Source organism: Lacticaseibacillus chiayiensis, from assembly GCF_004123795.1.
GTDB lineage: Bacteria > Bacillota > Bacilli > Lactobacillales > Lactobacillaceae > Lacticaseibacillus > Lacticaseibacillus chiayiensis.
This window is the reverse complement of record NZ_MSSM01000030.1, coordinates 57,338-65,586: the sequence shown is the minus strand read 5'-3', so window position 1 is coordinate 65,586 and position 8,249 is coordinate 57,338. Positions and strand designations below refer to the sequence as shown.

General features: G+C 47.6%; 7 protein-coding genes. 1 reads left to right on the top strand and 6 read right to left on the bottom strand.

The window, feature by feature from the left end; all coding sequences use genetic code 11:
* Positions 1-20: 20 nt before the first annotated feature.
* Positions 21-143: an IS3 family transposase gene (locus BVJ53_RS15595; RefSeq protein ID WP_414467453.1), complete on the top strand. Its 123-nt coding sequence runs from the start codon at positions 21-23 to the stop codon at positions 141-143.
* A 91-nt stretch (positions 144-234) separates the two neighbouring features.
* On the opposite strand, the gene BVJ53_RS11385 is transcribed toward BVJ53_RS15595, so the two are convergent.
* The 6 genes from BVJ53_RS11385 to topA form a co-directional block, all read right to left on the bottom strand.
* A complete protein-coding gene (locus BVJ53_RS11385) occupies positions 235-1,113 on the bottom strand; it encodes an aldose 1-epimerase family protein (protein ID WP_129302499.1) in 879 nt (292 codons plus the stop codon).
* Positions 1,114-1,152: 39 nt separating this feature from the next.
* Positions 1,153-2,562 (bottom strand): ATP-dependent protease ATPase subunit HslU, encoded by a 1,410-nt coding sequence (hslU, locus tag BVJ53_RS11380; protein WP_129302498.1) that lies wholly within the window; start codon positions 2,560-2,562, stop codon positions 1,153-1,155.
* Positions 2,563-2,600: 38 nt separating this feature from the next.
* Entirely contained in the window at positions 2,601-3,125 is a 525-nt protein-coding gene (gene hslV, locus BVJ53_RS11375) for an ATP-dependent protease subunit HslV (RefSeq protein ID WP_129302497.1), read from the bottom strand.
* Positions 3,126-3,243: 118 nt separating this feature from the next.
* Positions 3,244-4,140: a tyrosine recombinase XerC gene (xerC, locus tag BVJ53_RS11370; protein WP_129302496.1), complete on the bottom strand. Its 897-nt coding sequence runs from the start codon at positions 4,138-4,140 to the stop codon at positions 3,244-3,246.
* A 203-nt stretch (positions 4,141-4,343) separates the two neighbouring features.
* A complete protein-coding gene (gene trmFO / locus BVJ53_RS11365; protein WP_129302495.1) occupies positions 4,344-5,669 on the bottom strand; it encodes a methylenetetrahydrofolate--tRNA-(uracil(54)-C(5))-methyltransferase (FADH(2)-oxidizing) TrmFO in 1,326 nt (441 codons plus the stop codon).
* 274 nt (positions 5,670-5,943) lie between these two features.
* Positions 5,944-8,028, bottom strand: a complete 2,085-nt coding sequence (gene topA, locus BVJ53_RS11355) for a type I DNA topoisomerase (RefSeq protein WP_129302494.1) — start codon at positions 8,026-8,028, stop codon at positions 5,944-5,946.
* Positions 8,029-8,249: the final 221 nt, after the last annotated feature.

The following is an 8,249-nucleotide window of genomic DNA, read 5'->3' as shown; positions in this document are numbered from 1 at the left end:
TCAAACACCCACTATCTGAGATTGAACTTATCGCCATCATCAAGAAGTACATCAATTGGCATAATAAGGAAAGACGCCAATTAGCATTAAACGGCATGACCCCGGAAGAATATCGGAATCATGCCGTTCAAGAAAGTGCATAAGCCTTTAATTATTTGACTGTCTACTTGACGCGGAGCCGCGCCCTTTGTTGGATGTCTTTTTGTTACCGATCACCAGCTACCGGGGTCCGCATCAAAAAATGCTGATTGTGTAGCCCTTTTCAAACGCCGTTTCCGGTTCCAAACGATTGATTCCAAGCTTCTTGGTGAAATCGCCGGTCGTGCCAATCGTATCTGCGATGCCCCACCAAGGCTCAATGCAAACAAACTCACCAGTCTTAGGATACGGGCTCCAAACACCCAGGTAAGGCGTATCTGACATGGTAACGCTCACACCATGTTTAGTTTTGTCCGAAAGCAGATTAAACGATGTCTTACCAAGCGGAGCAAATATGAGCGCGTCGTTTTTAAACGTTTCGTGGGTCAGAGCCAGATTGGCATCAGTTGCGGCCAACGTCCGGTGCGTATAGTCGACTCCTTTGCCCGCGATTAGCGGAATTTGAACTAATGACTTGCGCGGTTTAAAGTTCATATAATAATCCGTGAACTGTGTATCTGCTGTCATCGGCACCTGAAAGCCAGGGTGTCCGCCAATACTGAAATACAACGGAGCTTTTTTGTCAGTATTATCGACACGATACGTGACATGCAGGTTATTGTTCTCCAAAGCGTAGGTGATAATCAGCCGGAATGCAAAGGGATACATGGCACGCGTTTTATCGTCGTCTTTAAGAACAAGGCTGGCCTTAAAAGGTGTTGCCGACACGATTGTGAAATCACGATCACGAGCAAAACCGTGCTGGGTCATGTGGTAAGTTTTGCCAGCGTAATGATATTGATCATCAACCAATGCCCCGACAATCGGGAATAACATCGGTGCGTGCCGCGGCCAGACTTCCGGATCAGCCTGCCACAGGCGTTCACGCCCAGTCAGATTGTCCTTGATACTAGTCAGCTCGGCACCATGCTGACTGATGTCAACGGTCAAAAAGTCATTTGCAATCGTTACCATACATCCTCATCCCTTATCTACAGTTCTCTACGGGTTGCATTACAAAATATACCGGGTCATGTTCGTATCGGCGGCAATGTGGCCAATCTTATCGTCAACATACTGCTGGGTTACCGTTACACTACCCATCGCCATATCCGGTCCTTCGTAAAGCACATCTTCCAACAGCTTCTCCAAGATGGTGGCTAACCGCCGCGCGCCGATATTATCGGTATCGTGATTGACTTGCGTGGCAATTTCGGCAATCCGATTAACGGCTTCCTTGGTAAACGTGATTTTCACGCCGTCAGCACCGATCAGCGCAATATATTGTTTAATCAACGCATTGTCCGGTTCGGTTAAAATCCGTACGAAGTCTTCTTCGGTCAGATCCTTTAGTTCAACTCGAATCGGGAACCGGCCTTGTAATTCGGCAATTAAATCACTTGGCTTGGCCTCGGCAAATGCCCCGGAACCGATAAACAAAATATGATCCGTGTTGATCGGGCCATATTTAGTATTGATCTGCGAGCCTTCGACGATTGGCAAAATGTCGCGTTGCACCCCTTCGCGAGAAACCTCGCCGCTGGTATGCTTGTCACCTGCTGCGATTTTATCGATTTCGTCAATAAAGATGATGCCATTGTTTTCGGCACTCTGGATAGCGTCGTGATAAATATCGGCATGGTTGACCAGCTTATCTGACTCTTCTTTAATGAAGATTTCGCGAGCTTCCTTCACGGTCATGGTGCGCTCGACTTTTTTCTTGGGCATTAACGCCCCAATCGTATCACTTAAGTCAATTCCCATTTGGCCGTACATGTCGCTCATGCCACCGCTTTTTTTCTCGTCGTTGACAGCAACCGTAATTTCCCGATCCTCTAGTAAGCCCTTTTCCAGCTGTTCGGCGACGCTTAAGCGCTTGTTCCGAATGTCATCGGTCACTTCACCGCCAGCATCGGCATCATCAGAAGCCGGTGTCTTGCCATTTTGCATGCCTTGTAACATGTTCATCATTTCAGCCATCGGATTCGAGTTCTTTTCTTTACGAATCGCTGGCACCAAAATTTTAACAAGGCGTTTATTGGCTTCTTTTTCCGCGCGAACACGGACTTTCTTGAATTGCTTTTCTTCTTCCATCGCCACTGCAGTTTCAGCAAGATCACGGACCATGGATTCAACATCCCGACCGACATAGCCGACTTCCGTGAACTTGGTCGCTTCAACTTTGACGAAAGGCGCATCCACGATTTTGGCTAATCGACGGGCAATTTCTGTTTTCCCGACACCGGTTGGTCCGATCATCAATAAATTCTTCGGTGTGATTTCTTCTTGCATCTTGGGTGACAACTGCATACGGCGATAGCGATTGTACAAGGCAACCGCAACGGCACGTTTGGCATCGTCCTGACCAATAACATATTGGTCAAGTTTTTCAACGATCTGTTTAGGTGTTTGAACTTCTACCATCTTAAACTTTATCCTCCTGTGAGCATGAGCCAGCCCGGTTAGAAACTCTCGACAATAATATTGTGGTTGGTGAAAATATCAATGTTACCGGCAATATTAACTGCCTCTTTGGCAATGTCGGACGGCGTCATGTCAGGCGCATGTCGTAACATCGCAATAGCGGCCGCTTGGGCAAAATTGCCGCCTGAACCAATCGCCACAACATCTTCATCCGGATCAATGACTTCACCGGAGCCGGATACAAGTAACAGGTCGTGTTCATCCATGACAATCATCATCGCTTCAAGTTTTTGCAGCGCTGGATCTTTACGCCAATCCTGTGCCAGTGCCACTGCGGAACGCCGTAAGTTGCCGGCATAATGTTCAAGCTTCTTTTCAAACCAATCTTGCAAAGTAAACGCATCGGCAACCCCACCGGCAAAGCCGATGACAACCTGATCATGATAAATACGCCGTACTTTTTGGGCGTTGCCTTTCATAATAACTTTTTCGCCCAGGGTGACTTGACCATCACCTGCTAAAGCGGTCACGCCGTCTTTTCTAACTGCTGCAATTGTTGTCATTGTTACGCTCCTTTTCGTTTCCCTGATGTGCCGAGCTCATCAGTGATGACCGTTATTAGCAACCGGTCAATAGTCATACTTTAGAAAACTCAAGCACTAATTACATCGTACTTTAGTCTTAATGATGTTTGGGATAATATTTCATATACTCGTTCTTTAAGTGGGCCATCGTCACATGGGTATAGATCTGGGTCGTCGACAAACTCGCATGGCCTAGCAGCTCTTGAACCGTGCGTAGATCTGCCCCATGATCCAGCATATGCGTTGCAAAACTATGTCGCAACATGTGGGGATGGATATTAGCAGTCAGACTGGTTTGTTTGATAAGTTGATCCAGAATGTATTCAATTCCCCGTGCTGTGATGGGTCGGCCATATTGGTTGACGAACACCAGTCGATGTTGGGTCTGGTACTTTTGCATCAAAACATGGCGTCCATCCTTTAGATAAGTTTGCAACGCTCGCTGGGCGTACTGGCCAAATGGTACGTAGCGATCCTTATTGCCTTTCCCATGAATCAGTAACAATCCCGTATTAAAATCCACTTGGCTTAGGGTTAAGTTGGCACACTCCGAAACCCGGATGCCGGTGCCGTACAAGACCTCCAACAGCGCTCGATTACGTTGGTCAAGTGGCGTTTTGCCTTCAACGGTTTTAAACAGTTCCTGAATTTCCGCTTCATAGAAAAACTGCGGCAAGTGATGGTGCTGCTTCTTCAACTCAACTAATTCAAAGGGATTACGTTTCACTGCCTCAATTCGCGCTAAATACCGATAAAAGCTGCGCAAACTGCTAATTTTGCGGGCAATGGACGTACGAGCCAGTCCTTGCTTATTCAAATTAGTTAAATAAGTCTGAACGTCAAGATCATCCACCTTACTAAAATCGGTAAACCCGCCATTAGCCTTGAGAAAAGCCTGGAATTCCTGAATGTCGTTTAAATACGCTGTGACGGTTTCCGGTGAATACTGCCGCTCGACCGTTAAGTATTCCTGAAAAGCTGCAATTGGCTTCATCCGACATCCCTCCGCTTAATAGATTAACATAAAAAGAACGATTGTTGACGTTTTCAGAAACTAAACCTTAATAGGTCGCTGTGAATTCTCGCTCTCCGGACACCTAGATTGTTTAAGCACTGGCTTTGTTCCATTATAACCAGTTCTTTATGAAGATAACATGACACGACAATGAAAAAATCCCGGTTACCCGAGATCTTTTTTTATTTTTGAAGTTGGTTAACGCGTTGTAATTCATTTTTAAATGCTGCAAGATCGGTCAAGGCCCGTTCTGCTAGTTGCTGGTTACGCTCCTTCTTTTGCCGCACTTTGACTGCTAACGGCGGCATAATGCCGAAGTTCGCATTCATCGGCTGAAAATGCGTTGGCGAGGTGTGGGTGATGTAATGTGCCATGGCACCCATCGCCGTTGTTTCCGGATATACCAATGGCGGCAAATCTTGTGCCAGCCGGGCTGCATTCGTCCCGGCAATTAAGCCGCTGGCAGCACTTTCAACGTAGCCTTCAACGCCAGTCATCTGTCCTGCAAAGAAGAGATCCGCACGCCGCTTAGACGCATACGTCGGTTCAAGAACAGCCGGTGACTTCATGAATGTATTGCGATGCATCACGCCGTAGCGGACAATCTGAACATTTTCCAATCCCGGTATCATCCGGAAAACCCGTTTTTGTTCACCCCACTTGAGATGCGTCTGGAAGCCCACGATGTTATACAAGCTCGCTGCCGCGTTATCTTGCCGCAGCTGGACAACCGCATACGGTGTTTTGCCGGTTCGCGGATCCTCCAAACCAACCGGTTTCAGCGGACCGAACAGCATCGTCTTAATCCCGCGTTTAGCCATCACTTCAATCGGCATGCAGCCTTCAAAAACTGTCATTTTTTCAAAATCGTGGCCTTCCGCAACCTCAGCGGAGATCAATGCCTGGTAAAACGCCTGAAATTCTTCCCGGTTCATCGGGCAATTTAAATAAGCAGCTTCGCCACGATCATAACGAGACTTTTTATAGACAATAGCGGTATCAATGGTGCTGGCGTCCAAAATCGGAGCAGCAGCATCAAAAAATGACAGACCGGCTTCGCCATTCAAGGCCACAATGGCGTCAGCCAAACCCGGTGCGGTTAATGGCCCTGTAGCAACCACCGTCACCCCCTGAGGAAAATCAGTCAGTTCTTTGTGGACGACATGGACACGGGGATGCGACACGAGTTTCTGGGTCACTAACTGGGAAAATGGCTCGCGGTCAACCGCCAGTGCCCCGCCAGCTGGAACGGCGGTCACGTCGGCACTTTGAATAATGATCGAATCTAGGCGTCGCATTTCTTCTTTCAACAATCCAACCGCGTTCGTGATCTGATTGGCACGCAATGAATTCGTACAGACAAGTTCCGCAAAATTAGCGGTGTGATGCGCCGGGGTCATGGTAACCGGACGCATTTCATATAAATTGACGTTGATACCTGATTGCGCGATTTGCCAGGCGGCTTCCGAACCGGCCAAGCCAGCGCCAATGACGTTAACAATGGGCATGATGAATTCCTCCTCTGGTGTGGGGTTTTGGATCGATAATGGACGAGGGTTTCTTAAAGGTTTGTTTGATTTGGGTTTTCGTGATACTGCTGTGAACAGGTGCTTATTGACGCTGGAGTATGCGTGTAAGGACCTCGGGCGCAATGGCGAGGCCCGCGCCATCACGCCCGAGGCCACTTACACTCCGATTTCTAAGCGCTCCTGTTCACGCTCTTGCCTAGTTTATCAAAAAAACCAGCAGACCCAAAGGATTCGGGCTTGCTGGTTTCGGTTTTTATGCTTTTTGTAAGGCTTCCTTGTAATCGTTGTTTGGACAAACGACTTGGGTGCCGGCTTTGGTTTTCTTTTCGACTAAGAAGTGACCACAGACCGGGCAGTCGCGGCCGACTGGTTTGTCCCAGGAAACGAAGTCACAGTCTGGGTAACGGGAACAGCCGTAGAAGACTCGGTTGCGTTTGCTCTTGCGTTCGACCACTTGGCCAACGTGACATTTAGGGCAGACGACACCGATTTCTTTGACAATCGCCTTGGTGTTTCGGCAGTCCGGGAAGCGGGAGCAGGCGTAAAATTTACCATAACGCCCCATTTTGATGACCATGGGTGCGCCACAAATGTCGCAATTAAAACCTGCAGGTTCATCCTTGATCTGAATCTTTTCGATGCCGGTTTCGGCGTGCGCCACTTCTTTTTCAAACGGCTTGTAGAACTGGTCAATAACCTTTACCCAGTTGGCTTCGCCGGTTTCGATACTGTCTAATTCGGACTCCACATTTGCTGTGAACTTAATATTGACAATATCAGGGAAGAATTCAACGATCAGACTGTTAACGATTTCGCCTAATTCGGTCGGTTCAAAACGACGGGCATTGAGCTTTACGTAATAACGCTTCTGAATGGTTTCAATGGTCGGAGCATAGGTTGACGGCCGACCGACACCATTTTCTTCCAATGCCTTAACCAGATTGGCTTCTGAGTATCGGGCTGGCGGTTGGGTAAAATGCTGTGCCGGATCGGTTTTCAACATTTTAACGGCATCCCCGACAGCTAACGGAGGCAAAACATTGTCTTTTTCGTCGTTATCACGCGAGGATACGTAAAGCTTAGTAAACCCTTCAAACTTCATCTGACTACCATTAGCACGGAATGTCACATCATTTTGCTCAAGCGTCACGGCAACGGTGTCGATCACGGCTGGCGTCATTTCACTAGCAACAAATCGGCTCCAAATCAACCGATATAGTTTCATCTGGTCTTTATCCAAAACCGATGCCAGACTTTCAGGCGTCCGCAACGTACTGGTTGGGCGGATCGCTTCATGGGCGTCTTGAGCCCCTTCCTGAAGTTTGCCTTGACGAATTTTGACGGCGGCATAGGCCTCGCCATACTTTTCGTGCAGATAGTGACTGGTCTCAGTTTTAGCGACATTAGAAACCCGAGTGGAGTCAGTACGCATATACGTAATCAACCCGACCGTGCCAAGCTTACCGCCTAAATTAATGCCTTCGTATAGCTGCTGGGCCAACATCATGGTTTTCCGGGTTCGGAAACCAAGCTTGCGGTTGGCCTCCTGCTGTAAAGTACTGGTGGTAAAAGGCGGCGCCGGGAAACGCTTGCGCTCCTTCTTAACCACTTTGGTCACGTTAAACGGCTTGGCCTTATCAACCTGACTTAAAACTTTTTGAACAACCTCATTATTCTTCAGTGCCTGTTTCTTGTTCTTGGTGCCGTAAAAACTGGCCGTGAACTTTTTGCTGCGGCCTTTCTGAAATTCTGCATCCAGTGACCAATACTCTTCAGGAATGAAATTCTTGATTTCATTTTCACGATCAATAATCAGTTTTAACGCAACGCTCTGGACCCGGCCGGCACTTAAGCCTTTTTTGACTTTCTTCCACAGTAATGGACTGATGGAATAGCCTACAAGCCGATCCAGAATCCGCCGTGCCTGCTGGGCATCAACGAGATCCATATCAATTCCACGTGGCGTCTTAAAGGCATTTTTGACTGCATCTTTGGTAATCTCGTTAAAAACGACCCGGTTTTTGGCTTTGGGATCCAAACCAAGAATATGACTGACATGCCACGCAATGGCCTCTCCTTCACGATCCGGATCGGCTGCGAGATAGACGCGGCTAGCTTTTTTAGCGTCTTTCTTTAAAGATTTAATGACATCGCCTTTACCGCGAATCGAAATGTATCGAGGTTCGTAGTTATTTTCAACATCAACACCCATTTGGCTCTTGGGTAAATCACGAATATGCCCTAAGCTAGCAACAACTTTATAGGTGCGGCCAAGATATTTTTCAATGGTCTTGGCTTTGGCTGGCGATTCAACAATGACTAACTTCTTGTCGGCCATGAACGCGCTCCTTCCGGTGGCATTGCTACAACAGCAAGCCCTGATTAATTTGTGCGGGCTGACGTGTTACCGTCAGTGCTTCATGATTCAGCAGGTTGCTACGATCGGTCACAATAGCGGATACACATCCATCCAAAACCATCTGATCACACCTGCTGGCTCAAAACAGTTGCTATCATAAGCTAGTCATTTTGCTCTTGTCAAATTAAAGGAAAATTTTT

Coding starts and splice junctions, on each gene's coding strand:
- BVJ53_RS11385 (WP_129302499.1), bottom strand. CDS start 1,113: ATGGTAACGATTGCAAATGACTTTTTGACCGTTGACATCAGTCAGCAT.
- hslU (WP_129302498.1), bottom strand. CDS start 2,562: ATGGTAGAAGTTCAAACACCTAAACAGATCGTTGAAAAACTTGACCAA.
- hslV (WP_129302497.1), bottom strand. CDS start 3,125: ATGACAACAATTGCAGCAGTTAGAAAAGACGGCGTGACCGCTTTAGCA.
- xerC (WP_129302496.1), bottom strand. CDS start 4,140: ATGAAGCCAATTGCAGCTTTTCAGGAATACTTAACGGTCGAGCGGCAG.
- trmFO (WP_129302495.1), bottom strand. CDS start 5,669: ATGCCCATTGTTAACGTCATTGGCGCTGGCTTGGCCGGTTCGGAAGCC.
- topA (WP_129302494.1), bottom strand. CDS start 8,028: ATGGCCGACAAGAAGTTAGTCATTGTTGAATCGCCAGCCAAAGCCAAG.